At 65.6% G+C, this 15,051-nt stretch carries 15 protein-coding genes; 10 read left to right on the forward strand and 5 right to left on the reverse strand.

What is annotated here, in order from left to right; translation table 11 throughout:
• Positions 1 to 95: 95 nt before the first annotated feature.
• From ACILSK_RS09500 to ACILSK_RS09525, 6 genes are all read left to right on the forward strand, one after another.
• Positions 96 to 500, forward strand: coding sequence for a TadE/TadG family type IV pilus assembly protein (locus ACILSK_RS09500; RefSeq protein WP_395727129.1), 405 nt, complete (start codon positions 96 to 98; stop codon positions 498 to 500).
• Positions 500 to 997 (forward strand): hypothetical protein, encoded by a 498-nt coding sequence (locus ACILSK_RS09505; RefSeq protein WP_395726913.1) that lies wholly within the window; start codon positions 500 to 502, stop codon positions 995 to 997. Before ACILSK_RS09500 ends, ACILSK_RS09505 begins: the two co-directional genes overlap by 1 nt.
• Positions 994 to 1,500 (forward strand): pilus assembly protein TadG-related protein, encoded by a 507-nt coding sequence (locus ACILSK_RS09510; RefSeq protein ID WP_395726914.1) that lies wholly within the window; start codon positions 994 to 996, stop codon positions 1,498 to 1,500. The genes ACILSK_RS09505 and ACILSK_RS09510 overlap by 4 nt, the downstream gene beginning before the upstream one ends.
• Positions 1,497 to 2,156, forward strand: a complete 660-nt coding sequence (locus ACILSK_RS09515) for a hypothetical protein (RefSeq protein WP_395726915.1) — start codon at positions 1,497 to 1,499, stop codon at positions 2,154 to 2,156. The genes ACILSK_RS09510 and ACILSK_RS09515 overlap by 4 nt, the downstream gene beginning before the upstream one ends.
• A gap of 833 nt (positions 2,157 to 2,989) precedes the next feature.
• A complete protein-coding gene (locus tag ACILSK_RS09520; RefSeq protein WP_395726916.1) occupies positions 2,990 to 3,172 on the forward strand; it encodes a hypothetical protein in 183 nt (60 codons plus the stop codon).
• A 234-nt stretch (positions 3,173 to 3,406) separates the two neighbouring features.
• Complete coding sequence (locus ACILSK_RS09525) at positions 3,407 to 4,057, forward strand: hypothetical protein (protein ID WP_395726917.1); 651 nt, start codon at positions 3,407 to 3,409, stop codon at positions 4,055 to 4,057.
• 76 nt (positions 4,058 to 4,133) lie between these two features.
• On the opposite strand, the gene ACILSK_RS09530 is transcribed toward ACILSK_RS09525, so the two are convergent.
• From ACILSK_RS09530 to ACILSK_RS09540, 3 genes are read right to left on the reverse strand one after another with little or no spacing between them, the layout of a single operon-like run.
• A complete protein-coding gene (locus ACILSK_RS09530) occupies positions 4,134 to 4,787 on the reverse strand; it encodes a DUF4304 domain-containing protein (protein ID WP_395726918.1) in 654 nt (217 codons plus the stop codon).
• Positions 4,788 to 4,806: 19 nt separating this feature from the next.
• Positions 4,807 to 6,627, reverse strand: coding sequence for a hypothetical protein (locus ACILSK_RS09535; RefSeq protein WP_395726919.1), 1,821 nt, complete (start codon positions 6,625 to 6,627; stop codon positions 4,807 to 4,809).
• 52 nt (positions 6,628 to 6,679) lie between these two features.
• Entirely contained in the window at positions 6,680 to 7,021 is a 342-nt protein-coding gene (locus ACILSK_RS09540) for a hypothetical protein (protein ID WP_395726920.1), read from the reverse strand.
• Between the two features lie 316 nt (positions 7,022 to 7,337).
• Here ACILSK_RS09540 and ACILSK_RS09545 point away from each other — a divergent pair, with 316 nt between their 5' ends.
• From ACILSK_RS09545 to ACILSK_RS09555, 3 genes are all read left to right on the forward strand, one after another.
• A complete protein-coding gene (locus ACILSK_RS09545) occupies positions 7,338 to 7,679 on the forward strand; it encodes a hypothetical protein (protein WP_395726921.1) in 342 nt (113 codons plus the stop codon).
• A 46-nt stretch (positions 7,680 to 7,725) separates the two neighbouring features.
• Complete coding sequence (locus tag ACILSK_RS09550) at positions 7,726 to 8,022, forward strand: WXG100 family type VII secretion target (protein WP_395726922.1); 297 nt, start codon at positions 7,726 to 7,728, stop codon at positions 8,020 to 8,022.
• A gap of 158 nt (positions 8,023 to 8,180) precedes the next feature.
• Complete coding sequence (locus ACILSK_RS09555) at positions 8,181 to 8,339, forward strand: hypothetical protein (RefSeq protein WP_395726923.1); 159 nt, start codon at positions 8,181 to 8,183, stop codon at positions 8,337 to 8,339.
• Between the two features lie 2 nt (positions 8,340 to 8,341).
• Here the strand turns inward: ACILSK_RS09555 and ACILSK_RS09560 are convergent, their stop codons facing one another.
• On the reverse strand, positions 8,342 to 9,373 hold the full coding sequence (locus ACILSK_RS09560; protein WP_395726924.1) for a hypothetical protein: 1,032 nt from the start codon (positions 9,371 to 9,373) through the stop codon (positions 8,342 to 8,344).
• A 62-nt stretch (positions 9,374 to 9,435) separates the two neighbouring features.
• On the reverse strand, positions 9,436 to 10,788 hold the full coding sequence (gene eccD, locus ACILSK_RS09565; protein ID WP_395726925.1) for a type VII secretion integral membrane protein EccD: 1,353 nt from the start codon (positions 10,786 to 10,788) through the stop codon (positions 9,436 to 9,438).
• A gap of 224 nt (positions 10,789 to 11,012) precedes the next feature.
• On the opposite strand from eccD, the gene eccCa reads away from it, so the two are divergent.
• Positions 11,013 to 15,041, forward strand: coding sequence for a type VII secretion protein EccCa (gene eccCa, locus ACILSK_RS09570; RefSeq protein WP_395726926.1), 4,029 nt, complete (start codon positions 11,013 to 11,015; stop codon positions 15,039 to 15,041).
• The last annotated feature ends 10 nt before the right edge of the window (positions 15,042 to 15,051 follow it).

The raw sequence follows: 15,051 nt of genomic DNA on the forward strand, positions 1-15,051 counted from the left end.
ACGGCCATCGTGGTCATCGCCCTGCTTGCGGTGTTCCGCGAGCAGGTGATCAACGCCGTGCAGAACGCGTTCCAGTCGGTGACCGGCGCGGGCTGATCGCCGATCGCGATCACAACTATGACTGCGACCGCGATCGCGGGTCGGCGGTCGCGGAATTCGCGCTGGTGTTGGTGCTGCTGCTGATGCTGTTCCTGGCCCTGCTGTCGATCGGATTATGGGCCTACGCGCGAACGGTGCTGACCTCGGCCGCCGCCGACGCCGCTCGGGTCGCCGCCAACTACGACGTCACCGCGTCGGTGACCACGGCGCAGGTCGCCCAACAACTCGGCGACGGGGTGGTCGGCGGGACCCGGTCGTCGCTGCGGTGCGTCTCGGGCGCGGACGGCCTGCTGGTCACGGTGACCTGCACGATGGATGCACCCGGGATCGTCGGCCTGCTCAATGGGGTGATGCCGGCGATCGACGTCACCGGTCACTCGGCCAAGGAGACGGTCGAGTGATGGGCAATCCTGATGATCGCGCCGACGACGACCCACCGGCGACGGATCGCCCGGCCGGCGACGAGGGTCGCGCGCTGATCGAGGTCATCTTCCTCGCCGTACTGATCCTGATCCCGACCGTCTACATCCTGATCTCCTTCCTGCGCATCCAGTCGGCGACGTTCGCGGTGTCCCAGGGGGCGCGCGATGCCGGGCGGGTCATGGACTTCTCGCCGACCACGGCGGTCGGTGTCGCCCGCGCCGAGGAGATCGCGCGGTTGGCTCTCGAGGACCAGAACATCTCCGCCGACGGGATGGATTTGCGGTTCGTGTCGGTGGGCGGGGATTGCGTGACGTCGCCGGAGATCACGCCGTCCCTGCAGGCGGGGACCGTCTACGACGTGTGCGTGGTGGCGGTCGTGACCCTGCCCGGGGTGCCCAGCGTGATCACCGGCAGCCGGAACACCGTCAGCGGCGTGTTCACCCTGCATGTGGGCGACTTCCGGGAGAGCCAATGACACCGCTCCCCCGGGCCGACCGCGACCTCCCACAGGACGTGCACGGTCCGGCCGAGACCGACCGCGGTTCGATCACCCCGCTCGTCATCGGCATGTTCGTGTGCCTGCTGATCCTGACCGCCGGAGTCACCGCGGCCGGGTCGGCGTTCCTGGGTGGCCAACGACTCAAACGGCTCTGTGACGGGGCCGTCGCCGCCGCCGTCGGCGCGGTCGACCCCGCTCGGGCGTCCGCGGACGGGGTCCCCGTGGGTGACCCGATCGCCGCCGCGAATCAATACCTCGGTGTTCGCGGCCCCGATGTCGGCGCGGTGGTCACCGTGGGCGCACAGACAATCACCGCGCAATGCAGCAACGAGGCGACGGTGACGTTCGGCGCCCTCTTCGGCTTTCCCACCGTCAGCCGAACCGTGAATTCCACCAGCCAACCGATCCGCCGGCTCGCCGCGTCCTTCGCGGTGGACGCACCCTCTCCTGCACCATTGTCCGAAGGGATCGCACTATGACCGTCGGTACGCGCCTGCGGGCCGGCGCTCTCTCGGTCGGGGTGCTCATCCTCGTCGCCGGGTGCACCACCAGCGCGGCCGACGGCCCGACGTCGACACCGGTCGTGTCCGTCACCGCCACTCCGTCGGTCGTCGACCCAAGCACATTCGCCCCGAGTTCAAACGCGGCGCCCGCCAGCCCGTCACCGAGCGTGGCTGAGTCGTCGGCGTCACCGTCCGGGTCGGCGGACATCTCGCCGCAGGAGGCCGCTGATCGGGCCGCAATCGCAATGGCCTGGAGCCGATTTTGGAGCGTTTCGGACAACCTCTGGCGCCTACCCGAGAGCGATCGAGCGGGTGCAGCGTCCGCGGTGGCCGTCGAACCGACAATTAGCCAAGCGGTCGAGCAGGCACGCGTTCTGCAACAGCAGGGACTCGAAGCGTACGGAACGCCCAGTTTTCACCCCTACTGGGAGCAGAAAGTTGATGGCCAGAGCATCGCGGTCATGGGCGACTGCACGGACACCAGCCAGACCGGCGCACAGGAAGTGGCAACAGGCACGAAAACCACGGTAGGGGTTCCCGAGCGGAACACTCGCTCAACTTTCGTTCGGGGTGACGATGGGTACTGGAGGGTCCAGAAGATCGAGTACATCATGGATGAGCCGTGCCCCTGATTGAGCGCGGAGGAGCATCCTTCGGAACACTACTGCTCTGCGCACAGCTCATGATCGCGATCTTCTCGAAATCTCCAGGGGCTGACACCGGGAGCACACCCGCAATCAGCCCGCCCAGTCCTCCGCCGGCTCAGGTCAAGGTCGTCACAGCCGATTCCCTTGGTCAAGGCCTCGTAGGATCAGAAATCAAGATCCATGGTCAGCCGAGGGCGCCGGCGGAGGTTGAACTCTCAGGCAGCCCAAGCGATGGAGGTTCACCAGGGAGGGATGGACAGAGCGGTAATGGAAGCGGCGAAGAGTTCATCCAAGATCCGATCGTAATCGGCCCCGGTCAGTGCAACTGGCACATCGTCAATCCACCGGCAGAAGATGCAAGCTGGCAAGGAAATGATCCTTCAACTGGGATGGTCATAGAGAATAACTGCGACGGGCCCGTCCGCACGCTCTTCCTAGCGGTTCCCAACGGATCACCGGCACCTCCACCTCCACCTCAGCCGGAGGAACTGGCTCAGCGCGCGTACCGCGAGATGGTGATGCCCCGACCAAATATCAGCGCGGGGCCCGACCGAACCAAACTCGCTGTCAACCTATGGACCTGGCTTTGGGTCGATGATCCCGGCCCCCAGACCCTCACGGTCAGCGTGGGTGAAATTTCCGTCACTCTGACCGCGACCTTGGAATCCGTCACGTGGTCCCTCGGTGAGCCAGCTGCGACCGGCGGCTCATATGCACCAGGCCCACCTTTATCCATCACCTGCCCGGGGACCGGCAGCGCGCCACAAGCGAACTACGACTGGAAAGCCGAACCACCCTGCGGGCACAAGTACACCTGGATGTCCGCCAAGGACCGCACCGGCGGCAGCGGCAAATGGCCGATCACCGCGACCTCGAACTGGAATGTGACGTGGCAGTCGAACACCGGAGTTTCAGGATCGACCGTTCTGACTGCATCGAGCGCCGACGCCCTGGAGATCGGTGAATATCGCACCGTCCTTGTCCAGGGGCCGGGCGGCTAGCTTGATCAGAACCGCCGAAATTATTCGACCTGAGGATGATCTGCGGATTTTCCGCGGTTCGACACGATCGCGGTCGATGTGTTTCACCCGACGACCCTCGCCGAGGTCGGCGATCAGGGCGTTCGATGCCTCGACCTTGCCGGATCCGTCATCGCCCATTCATATATATGGGCGAGGAGATCGCCGGTGGCGCAAACGCCTGCTCTCCTTCAGTTTGTTCGAAGGGATCACAAATTGACCATCGGTACGCACTTCCGGGCCTGCGCCTTCTCGCTGGGGGTATTCATCCTCGCCGCCGGATGCACCGCTAACTCGGCCGACGGCCCTACGTCGATACCGGTCGCATCCGTCACCGCCACTCCGTCGGTCGTCGACCCAAGCACATTCGCCCCGAGTTCAAACGCGGCGCCCGCCAGCCCGTCACCGAGCGCGGTGGAGTCGTCGGCGCCATCCTCGCTCGACCCCGCAGCCCTGGAGGCAGCCGACCGCGCAGCAATCGAAGCGCAATGGACAGAATTGTGGGAAATCTACACAATCCTCGCACGAATGGCGGCCGACGAGCGCAAGTCAAGCCTTGTGGCCGTCACATCCTCCCCGCTGACAGAGAACCTGGTCGAAGCAGCAAGGCAGGCGAACCTTGACGGCGTGGACAATTACGGCAAAGTCATCCATCGCCTATTTTGGCAGACGGGGGTGGATGGTGCCACCACCGCCACCATCGCAGACTGCCAGGACCAAAGCCAAGCGGGCACCGTCAGGGTATCGACCGGCGAGACGCTCACGACCGGGAGACCAAGAATCAGTCTTCGCGGCGACTTCATCAAGGGTGACGACGGGATCTGGCGAGCACGCCAAATAATCGATCTCGGAAACAGTGACTGTTGATGCTAACCTGGACGGCGACGCGAAGCCGTCCACCCACCATGCAGTACGGGCAAACGTACGCAATCGATCGACCCAATCAGGTTCGTGACAGCCGCATCTCGACCCATTCGACCACCCGATCGATTCCTTGCAGGCGCAGCTTCTTCAGTGCACTGTCAACACGTTCCGAGGGGCCCGAATCCGCCAGGAGCACAGCGGTGAGTACCTCGGGTCCTGGCTCTATCTCACGGAAGACCCCCCGCTCCGCTTCTGGCCGGACCACGAAATCCAGCAGCTTGACCGGATCACGTAACTCGTCGAGCAGCGGTGCAACGTCGCGCTCGACGAGCATCGTCAGCCGGCGCCCGCAATGTTCGGCCTCCTCATCATTGGAGAACCTCCACTGCTGCGATGGAATACCGGTCAGACTGTCGCCCCGCGATCGAGCAGCGACATCGATGGGGGCCAGAAGTCGGTTCCTGAGCACCCCGAATACTTCATCCGGATCATCCTTCAGGGCAGAATTGGAAAACCAGGAGCCGAATTCGAGCCATATCCTCGGCATCAGTGCAAGATTCACATAGAAAATGGTTGCGCCGAAACCGCTCCCGGAACTGCCCTGCAGATTGATCACCCCCTGGTCCTGACCCTTGGCGCCCAGGCGGTAAGTCCTACCCGTTCGCCGGAAACCCAACGCCTTGACGGCGGGCTGGAAATCGCGCGCCAGCATCGCGTCCATCGCGTTCGCCACTGCGTCTCAACCTCGAGGTCTATGCGGTGGGACCGTGCTCATCAGGGAATGACCCGTATGGCAACAGAACCTCCAGCTGTTCAGGTGTAATTTGCGGGAACGGGAGTGCCTGGTCAAGTATTCGGCTCCAAAGTGGCGGGTCGAGCATGTCCTGCCGAATAGTGGGTTGCTGCATATCTGACGGAACGACAAATGATCCCGGCCCGTAAACGATGGCGCCCGGCCCGTCACCGTCCTGAACCACATAGTATCGGGTGATGCCGTCTGGATCCTTGAAGAAGAACCCCGCACGATCGTTCATTGCAAATCCTGGCTGGACGTCATAGCGGGCGTTACCCTGCATCTGCTGTGCAGACCGGACGTACGCGGCAACTTCGGCAGCTGCGGTGTTCGCCTGATTCACGAACGGCGGAGTGTCGTCGGTCGTGCCCTTGACCTCCCACAGGAAAAGCTGGCCCTTTTGATTGCCAACCGGGTCAATCCTGTAGGCAATGTCGGCGAAGCCTTTGTTTCCTGTCAATTCCTTGCTTGCCCCAGGAATCTTGTATTCAATCGTCACGTTCAGTGGATTACCGCCATGTTCAGCAATCTTCTGAATGAGCTTGACCGCTTCGTCGCGCGCAACGTTGTGGCGTGGTCCGTTGAATAGCCACGGCGCAGGTCCGGGGCCGGGCCAAGGCTTACCCGCGAGGAAATTCTTGCCGGCGGTGAGCAGGAAGAAATATCCCTCGGCAGCCGTCTCATTCGACAGAACCTTGCTGGCGAGTCGGCCAATCAGGCTCGTGTTCGATGCCGCCAGGTCAGGCATGGCGCTGGCGGTCAGCCGACCCCCACCCCCAGACGACGGCTGGCTGGTCCGTGATGCGCCGGCCGCCTGCAGCACTTTGCTCGCGACGGCCTGGACCGTCGACGGGACGCCGCTCGCATTCGCGAGCAACCGCGGGTACAGCGCGCCGAGCAGCAGCGCGACCGGCATGGTCATCGATGCGAAGGCGCTGGCGAGGTCGGTGGGAGCGGCTCGAAGCGTCGGGCCCATCGTCAACGGGTCGACGGCCCGATGGAATATTCCGGCGAGTGGGCTGTCGTCCGGGATCGTCGGCATCAAGCGGTCCAGCAGGTGCGCCCACGCCCCCTTGGCCCGATCGATGAGATCGGGCCAGCTGAGCTGCAGGGCTGAGCCCGGCAACAACCCAGCTGCCACCATTGCCACCAGGTCGGACACGGACCTGACCGGTGTCCAGCCGGTAGCGGCGAAGATGACTCCCGCGGCGGCGGGCAGCACGCCCGCCGCATCCAACCGGGACAGTGTTGCGGGCGTCGGTCCAGATCGCAGGTCGGCCGCACGCTGGGCGGCACGTTCCTGCAGTTGCTGCAACAGAGCTGTCCCGGCCCGACTGCCATCGGCGGCCAGTTCGCCCTGCCGTGCATCGACAGCCGCCGCGAATTGCTGGGCAGCGGCAGCCACCGCTTCCGGTGTCGCATCCGGCGCCTGGACCGGCGGCGTCAGTCCCGCAGTACCGGCGGTTGCCGCGCTGACCTGAGCAGATAGCGCCGCCCGTTGCTGTTTGAACCACTCGACGTCGCTCGCCCACATTCGAGTGACGCCGGCTGCGTAGACCACCGACGACAGGCCCTGTCGCCACGCAGCTTCGTTCTCTTGCGCGCGCGCTCGGATCTCCGGCGCGAACAGCTCCGAGAAGTTTGCCGGGATAGCAAGGAGAGCCGTGGTGACGGCCTGACCATGGCCCGTGATGCTGCCGACCACGTGGTCCAGTTCGGCCGCCGCTGCGCGAATTGCGGCTGGGTTGGCCGCGGTGTCGGCCACCTCGAAGACCGTCATGCGAGTCGCGGGAGAGCTGGTCGCGCGCCCGGATCGGGCCTCGTGTCGGTCTTCACGGGGCCGTCCCGAAGTTCATCACGCCGGCGATTCCGATCACGTTGGCGAAGCCCCGCGCGCTCTCCTGGTCGGTTGCCGTTGCGGCCGCCGCTCCGGCAATCGAGCTGCTTCCGACTGCCTGCGCCTGCTGCGCCACGTTGACCAGCGTTTGCCGATGGAGTTCGGCAAACGCGGCAAAGGCTCCGGACAGCGGCGCCTCAACCGAAGCCGCCTGGCATGCGGCCACCGCACCATCGAAGGCGGCGGGAATCGTGGCGAAGCTGTCGGCTGCCTGTTGCGCAGCCTGGCCTGCCGCGACGGCTCCCGCCGGGTGGACCCCGACTTCGCCTCCAGCCAACCTCGCCCTCCTCGCCGACCGATCCAGCCGCAGCGGACCCGGTCCTTCAGTAGGTGGGACCTTAACGCCGAATTCTGACAGAGCGAAAACAGCCGAATCGGCCCAGACGACCGCCACCATTGAGCGACTCACTATCCGCGCCATGGTGACTCCACGCCACGATACGTTGGTGCGTTCGGGGGTCGTTTGGATTCGTCGCACCCGGGCCGTAGGCTGCCGCCACGCGAGTCGGTCCAGGTATTTCGACGGGCATCGTCGATGAGTGCGCACTACCGGGCCGAACGACCAGGCCTTCCTCCAGACGAAGGGTGACCGGATGAGCGACAACTTCGTCGGTCTGACAAGCGCAAACGCCTTGGCTCAAGGCGGGCAGAACCTGGGCACCGAGGCTCAGAACCTGCAGGCCCAGCTGCAGTCCCTGATCAGCGACATGTCGCGCGACAAGGACGCCATCCGGGGGGATGCCCTCGGCCAGTTTCAGGCCGCTCGGTCCGAGCTTGAACGGAACTTCAGCGAACTCCTGCGGTGGTGTGCCAACAACGGCGTGAAGCTCGGCGACGCCCAGACACAGGTCAACACGACCGACTCGACAAGTGCTGACGCATTCGCGACGGCTGCGTCGGCCGGGGCTGCGTTGTCGGCGCCGATGAACCGATGACCGGGCCGACCTCCCATTACCTGCAGGACCGTCGAAAGGACAAAGCGTGAGCGGCGCCGGCTTCGAGATCTACGGCAACGTCGGCGCGCTGCAATCGCTCGCCGGTGAGGAGCAGGGATACGTCAGCCGCTTCGGCGGCATCATGAGCACGATCGACAGCCACGCCAAGCAAACTCTCAGCCAATGGGAAGGCGCCGGCACGACCGAGTTCACGCAGCTGAGCACCCAGTACAACGCCCACTTCCAGAGCGTCCTGTCGTCGTTTGCGAAGTTGGTTGATGCCACTGATGGTGCCAGCCAGAACTATGCCCGGCTGGTCGGTGTGCTGAGCGGGATGTTCTAGCCATCGATCCAGCCGACCCGCCGAGCGAGTTCGCCGGGACCCCGAACGTCGAGCAGTACCTGCTCGCCTTGGATTCCCTGCGGCGCCGCCAACTGCAGGCCGCTCTGTTGCATGGCGGCCGACGTTCATGGCGTCGGCGGCATCGAATCTGGCCGGCCGTGGTCGTCGGCGCCATCCTGATCGCATTGGTGATTGCCGCGATCGTCGCGGCGGGGGCGTTCAAACGGCAGCAGGAGATCAATCAGCAACGATCGCAGGAGCGGCCCGCCGTGGCCGAGGCGGAAACCGAAATCCCGTCTGGACAGCTGATCGCCTGAAGTCACTCCGGTGCCACGATTTCGGCCGCCAGCTCCAAGTACCGCCAGCGGAGGTCGGCGGTGATCTTGTCGATGACGAGCGGCTCGCCGAGCGCCATGACACGGTCGTATGGCATCTGAAACGTCCGCCGGTGTCGGACCTTTCGCAGGTCGTTGGACGCTGCAAATCGGCGCATGGCGGCACGATTGATCCCGCGCCGGTGTGTCTCGGTGACAGTAAGGAGGACACGGTCACGCCATGCGGAAGCGGTCCGGGTTCCCATCTGGGCCAAGAGCGTCGACGTCGCATGCAGGCTGACCGCGGTGTCGTCGGTCACAACCACCAGTGTCCCGGCCCGCTCCAGCAGGGCACGCCAGACCGATGGACCGCCGACACCGACATCGAGCACGGTGACGCTGTATTCGCTCGAGACGCGGTCGATGACGAGATCCAATTCATCGGCCGACAAGGGCCGGACGGCAGGCGCTCCCTCGGCGAAAGCCAGGCCCGATGGCACTGTGTGCAGCGGAGTCTCGGCAGCTTCGGACCGCAACACCTCCAGCGCGTTTGGTGCGCTCTCGCGACAGCCCAGGCGCCACGCCAACGACTGATCCGACAGCGTGCACCCGAGCATTGCGGTCCGGTCGGAACGGGCGGCGGAAAGGCCCAGTGCGACCCCTGCGGCAGCCGTAGTACATCCGGTCCCTCCCTTGGCGCTGATGAAGCCCACCACCAACGGACGGGGTAGCGACGAGCCGATGCGCCGGGTGATTGCCAGTTCTCGTCGCGCCCCGGCCGCGCTGCCAAGCGACGACAGCCCTCTGCCGAAAGCCAGTGTGCGAATTCGGACGCCGGCCGATGCGTGCCCATAGTGGTCGGCGAGCGGCAACGACGACGTCCAGGACAGACCTTCTTGCGGCCTTGCCTGATCGATGTCGGGGATGGCCGGCTGCCCGTCGGCACCGGGGCCGTGATCTTTGGCAACCGCCCACTCGGGTGAGAAGGGGAGCGGAGCCGGATCGACCAGGCCCATACGGGCGAGTTCGATGGACACACCGCGTAGTTCGTTCGTGGCTGGATCGGTCGGGCGCGCGGACTGCCCCTCCGACGGAGTGGTCACTGCGTGGCCGTTCGCACGGCATCGAACAGACCGAATCCGGCGCAGACCAGACCGAGAAGAACCAGCACCAACACCAGTTCCACCGCGTCAAGGATCCGCGTCATCCGAGCCTTCATCGCGGGAGAAGGCGTCAGCAGACTGGCCGCACCAACGCAGATCGACAGCGCCAGCACCCCCACCACGAACGGCAGTTGCCGGTCGGACGAGGCCAACACGAACATGGTGGCCACCGTGCCCGCCGCCGCGACAGCGGGAACGACAACGGCCAGCACATGGGTACGCCGGGACAGCATGCGCGCCCGGAGGAGCAGTGCGAGCGGAACTGCGGCGGCGAGAAGTTGGTCCCAGCCGCTGGTCGAGGTCATCAGACCGACCGCAGCCACGCCGGCCGTGGCCGAACAGCCCAACAAGCCGCCGACGAGCAGGGCCGAAGACTGCTCGAACCGACGTTCCAGATCTGCCATCGGGAGGGCACCGAACCGGCGGACGCGGTAGTCCAGGGCCACCAGACCGCCGAACCCGATCGACAACCTCGGCACGATGCCGATGGCCAGTACCGCGAGCACTGCGAAGATGCGACAGCCACCCAGCGCATCCGGTCCGATCCACACCACCGCGCCGAACAGGAGTGCGGCGACGGACAGGCAAGCTATGGCCGCCACCGTCGGCGCGACGGCCGGGGTGAGGGTCCGCACCAATGCGGCCGACAGCAGCGCCGCACCGCAAGCACCCAGGATGGCGATCTGGTACGAAACGCCGTCTCGGATGAGCAGCCCGACCACGAAGCCGACCCAACCAGCACCGACGGCGACCAGGGCGTTGGCGAGGACGGCCATCTTGCGGCGTCCGGCCACCACCCCGAGCCCGCAGGTCATCAGGACCAGACCGGCACCCGCGAACAGCAGCGACAGGCTGAACGGACCACGCCAGATCGGCAGGAGCATCAGCATGACCGCTGAGCCCGCAATCACCGAGCAAACGAACAGGATCGTGCTGCGGGCCGTCCACGGCACGCCGGAGCGGCGAACGGCTTCCTCGACCCCATCCTGGACGTCCTCGACAACCGTCGGTACGTCCTCGCCCGATGCCGCCAGACACAGGATGCTGCCATCGACGATCCCTGCAGCTACCAACGTCGACTCACGATCGATGGCGTCGGCGGCAAGTCTCGTCAGCTGCCAGTCCAACGGTTCGGCACTGTTCGGCGGCACGCCGGCCAGGTCGATCAGGCTCGGGATGATGTCGCCAACCGTCGCCGACCCAGGCAGGGCGATGTCGATCCGGCGTTCCCCGTAGAGCACGACGACCCGGAGATAACGTTGGGTCGATGCGGCGACCGGACGAGCCATCGACTGCCGAACGGAGCGGCTGGCGGCAGTCACTCAGGCCCTCCGAAGGATCGTTCGACGCATATGTTCAGGCTCACTGGATCGGTTCGCGCCCGGTGACGGGAATGGCCGGCTCGATCAGCAGGTGTGCGGTTGATCGTATCCTTCCGCTGGTGGCGGCCGACGCGGCTGGAATGGATCGATCTGGCTGGGTGACCATGTGGTGCGAGTAGCAGGGGGCGGATGTGACCAGCAGGCAACTGCGCCGTCCGCCCCGGCTCGAACTGCCGGTGCCGGGCGACACGGAGTTCGTCATCGCAGCGCCGCCGATTCAGCCGGAGTCGGTGCCCGCGACCACCTCGAGCGCCATGATCGTGATGCCGATCGTCGCCGGCTCCGGGTCACTACTCCTGACGCTGGTCAACCGGGATCGACCGCTGCTGGCGGTGGCTGGCGTGCTGTTCATGGGTGCGTCGGTCATCGTTGGCCTGGTGATGTTTCTTGGAACCCGGACGGGTGTACGACGTCGGCTCCGTGAACAGCGCGAACGCTATCTCGACTACTTGGGCGAACGGCGCAAGCGGCTGGTCGCGGTGAGCCAGGCGCAACGACGTCGCGCCCGATTGGGCCAACCCCATCCATCTCGACTCTTGGACGTTGCGCGCAGCCCGGAACGGTTGTGGGAACGGCGGGCGGACGACGCCGACTTCCTTCACCTCCGTATCGGGGTCGGGCAGCAGCCGCTCGCCCGACCCGTCACGCTGGCGACCGACGACGAGAACCCGCTCGTGGTGTACGACCCCGCGTGCCTGGCCGCAGCCCGGCTGATGGTGGCCCGCTTTCAATCTCTCGCCGAACAGCCGGTAGTGCTACCGCTCGGGCGACTCGGCGACGTCAGTGTGGTAGCCGACGCAACCTCGGGTCGCGAGATCGGTCGGCTCCTGATTGCCCAGGCCTGCACCTGGCATAGCCCGGAGGATTTGGCCGTCGTCATCGTCCGGAATCCAGAGCATGCCGGCGACTGGGATTGGGCCAAGTGGTTGCCACATTGCTCCGCGGGCGCCGGACATCTTGACGGTCCTCTTGAAATGCGCACCGTCTTTGGTGACCCGAGCGAGGCCGCTGAGTTCCTCGGTGATGTCTTGGCCGAACGATCTTCGGAGCTGGCCCAACGACGTGGACGGCCCATGGATGTGGGCGAACGCCATTTCCTGGTTCTGATCGATGGCCTCGACGGAGCCCCACTCGCCCCCTGGGCGACCGACGCATCGGAGAAGGCACCACTGGCGGCCATGGGCTTTCACGTGGTGCATCTGGTGCCCCACCGGTCGGCCGAACCGGCGACTATCCAGGCACGGATCGCGATCAGCGACGTCGGCGGCCGGCTCGAGCTTCTCGATCAAGAGACTGGCCTGGACGGGTCATCCGTAGCCGCTCACCCGGCGGCGAGTAGCGGGGCTGCCATGACCTTCCGGCCGGATCGGCTGAGCCACCCCGACCTGACGCGGCTCGCACGAAGCCTGGCCGGTTGGCGGCTTGGTGGGATCACCGAGTCGATCGGCGAGCGCCGGGTCGGCGTCGGTCTCGGCGAGGTCCTCGGTCTGGCCGACGTGGCCGGACTCGATGTCCGCGACACCTGGCGTCGACGTTCACCGCGTGCGCTGCTGCGAGCACCCTTGGGCGTCTCTCCCGTCGGCGACATCGTCGAACTGGACCTCAAGGAGTCCGCCTACGGCGGCATGGGCCCGCATGGCCTGGTCGTCGGCGCGACCGGCTCCGGCAAGTCCGAACTGCTCAGGACCTTGGTCGCGGCGTTGGTCGTCCATCATCCGCCCGAGGTGCTGGCCCTCTTGCTGGTCGACTTCAAAGGTGGCGCCACCTTCGCAGGAATGCAGTCGCTGCCCCACACGGCCGGCCTGATTACGAACCTGCAAGACCATATGGACCGAGTCGAACGCTTCGCATCAGCGCTGGCCGGCGAACTTCAGCGCCGCCAGGAGCTGCTCGCGGCGGCAGGCAACGTCGCCAATCTGTACGCCTACGGGCTGCTCAGGGAGACCGAACCCGAGCGCGAACCGATGCCACATCTGCTGGTCATTATCGACGAGTTCGCCGAACTCCTGGCGGCCCGGCCGGAGTTCGCGCAGCTGTTCGTCGCCGTTGGACGGATCGGACGATCAGTCGGCGTGCACCTGCTCCTGGCTACCCAACACCTTGAGACCGGCCGGATCCGGGGAATCGAGTCGCACCTCTCTTACCGAGTGGCGCTGCGTACGTTTTCCGAGGCGGAATCCCGCGAAGCTATCGGAACCGCCGACGCCTATCGCCTGCCGCCGGAACCCGGTACCGGCTACTTGAAGGTGGATACGACCGTCTACGAGCGGTTCCGCACATCCCTCGTCACCGCCCCGTACGTCGCCCCACGCACGACGCTCACGACGGCTGCCCCAGTCATTCCCTACACCTCGAGCAACGGGCTGGGCGCACTGGTGTCGGCGCAGGTTGCGCTCCAGGCACGCGAACTGGAACGGAAACTGGACGAGGAGAATCAGACCACTGACCAGCACGCCGACCGGCCGGCACTGACCATCCTGCTGGAACGCATTCAGGATCAAGCGTCGCGGATCAAGGGTGGCGCCCAGGTGCGGCGAATCTGGCTCGAACCGCTGTCGTCCGCGATGGTCCTCATGGACCAACCAGCTGAGGTCCACGACGCGAGCCTCGATGTTCGGATAGGGCTCGTTGACCTGCCGGAACGGCAGGATCAACAGCCGCTACGGCTGAACTTCGCCGGCGCCGGCGGCAACCTGCTCATCGTGGGTGCGCCGTTGTCCGGCAAGTCGATGGCGGTTCGCACGCTGGTCGCAGCCCTCGCGCTCCGGTACGCACCCAGTCGCGTCACCATCATGTGCCTGGACTTCGGCGGCGGCAGCCTGGCCCCACTGAGGGCGCTTCCGCAGGTGTCCGTCGTTGCCGGGCGAACCGATCCCCAGCGGGTGCGCCGTGCCCTTTCCGTCGCCCTCGACGCGATTGCGGAACGCGAGCAGTTGTTCCACGCCCTGGGCATCGAATCGATAGCCGATCTCCGCGCCCGTCGGTCGAAGGGCGACCTCGCACCGGACCTTGCCGGCGATCTATTCCTCATCATCGACGGCTGGAGCGCGCTTCGTGACACGGACGACGTCGCTGAGGACATGGTCCGTGACATCGCGACGCGCGGCCTCAGCTTCGGGGTCCACGTCATCGCGACGATCGTGGCGGATAGCCAGATGCGGTTGAACCTCACGTCGGCGTTCGGCGCACGGCTGGAACTCCGTCTCCAGGATCCTTACGACAGCAAGGTCGACCGCAGGATGGCGACCGATCTTCCGGTCAACACACCGGGCCGGGTGCTCGTGAGCGGCAAACACTACGGCCAGATCGCACTCCCGCGTATCGACCGGAGTCCGACAACCTCCGACTTGGCAACTGCCCAGGAAAACCTGGTGAATCTGGCCAACCTTCGGTGGCCGGACCGGACCGCCGAGCTCGCAATCCTGCCCGATGATGTCAAGCTGGCAGATATCCCCGCCGATCATCCGATCCGCGGCCAGGGCTTGTTGGTCGGTATCGGTGAGCGACGACTTGAGCCGCTTGCAATCGACCTTGGAGGCAGCGACCCGCACCTGCTCATTTACGGCGACACCGCCACCGGTAAGTCGAACCTCCTCCGGATGCTCGCCGGGCAGTTGGTCGAAAGGCACGAACCGGGGAAGATCGGGATCGTGACGATTGACTATCGCCGCAGTCACCTCGACGAACTGCCCAGCACGCACCAGATTGGGTATGTCGGCGGCCCGGCCCAAACTCAGCAGATGATTCATGAAGTCGCGGCAGGACTTGAGGCTCGGCTTCCCGGGCCGGACGTCACGTCCGAACAACTGCGGGCACGATCCTGGTGGCAAGGTCTGGAGATGTACCTGCTGGTCGATGACTACGACCTTGTCGCCACACCGTCCGGCAACCCGCTTCTGCCGTTGGTTCGCTTCCTCCCACATTCCCGTGACGTCGGATTCCACCTTATAGTCGCCCGTCGCACGGGTGGAGCCGGACGGGCGCAGTTCGATCCGATAATCCAGGCGCTGAACGACCTGGGAACGACGGCCATGCTCTTCTCCGGCGATCGCGCCGAAGGGCGCCTCGCGCATGGAATCGCGCCGAGGGGCCTGATTCAGGGCCGAGCACTGTTGGCACGGCGCGGAGCACCCGCCGAGACAATTCAAACGTTCTGGTGAGCAAACCGTG

It is taken from the genome of Nakamurella sp., from assembly GCF_044224575.1.
Classification (GTDB): Bacteria; Actinomycetota; Actinomycetes; order Mycobacteriales; family Nakamurellaceae; genus Nakamurella.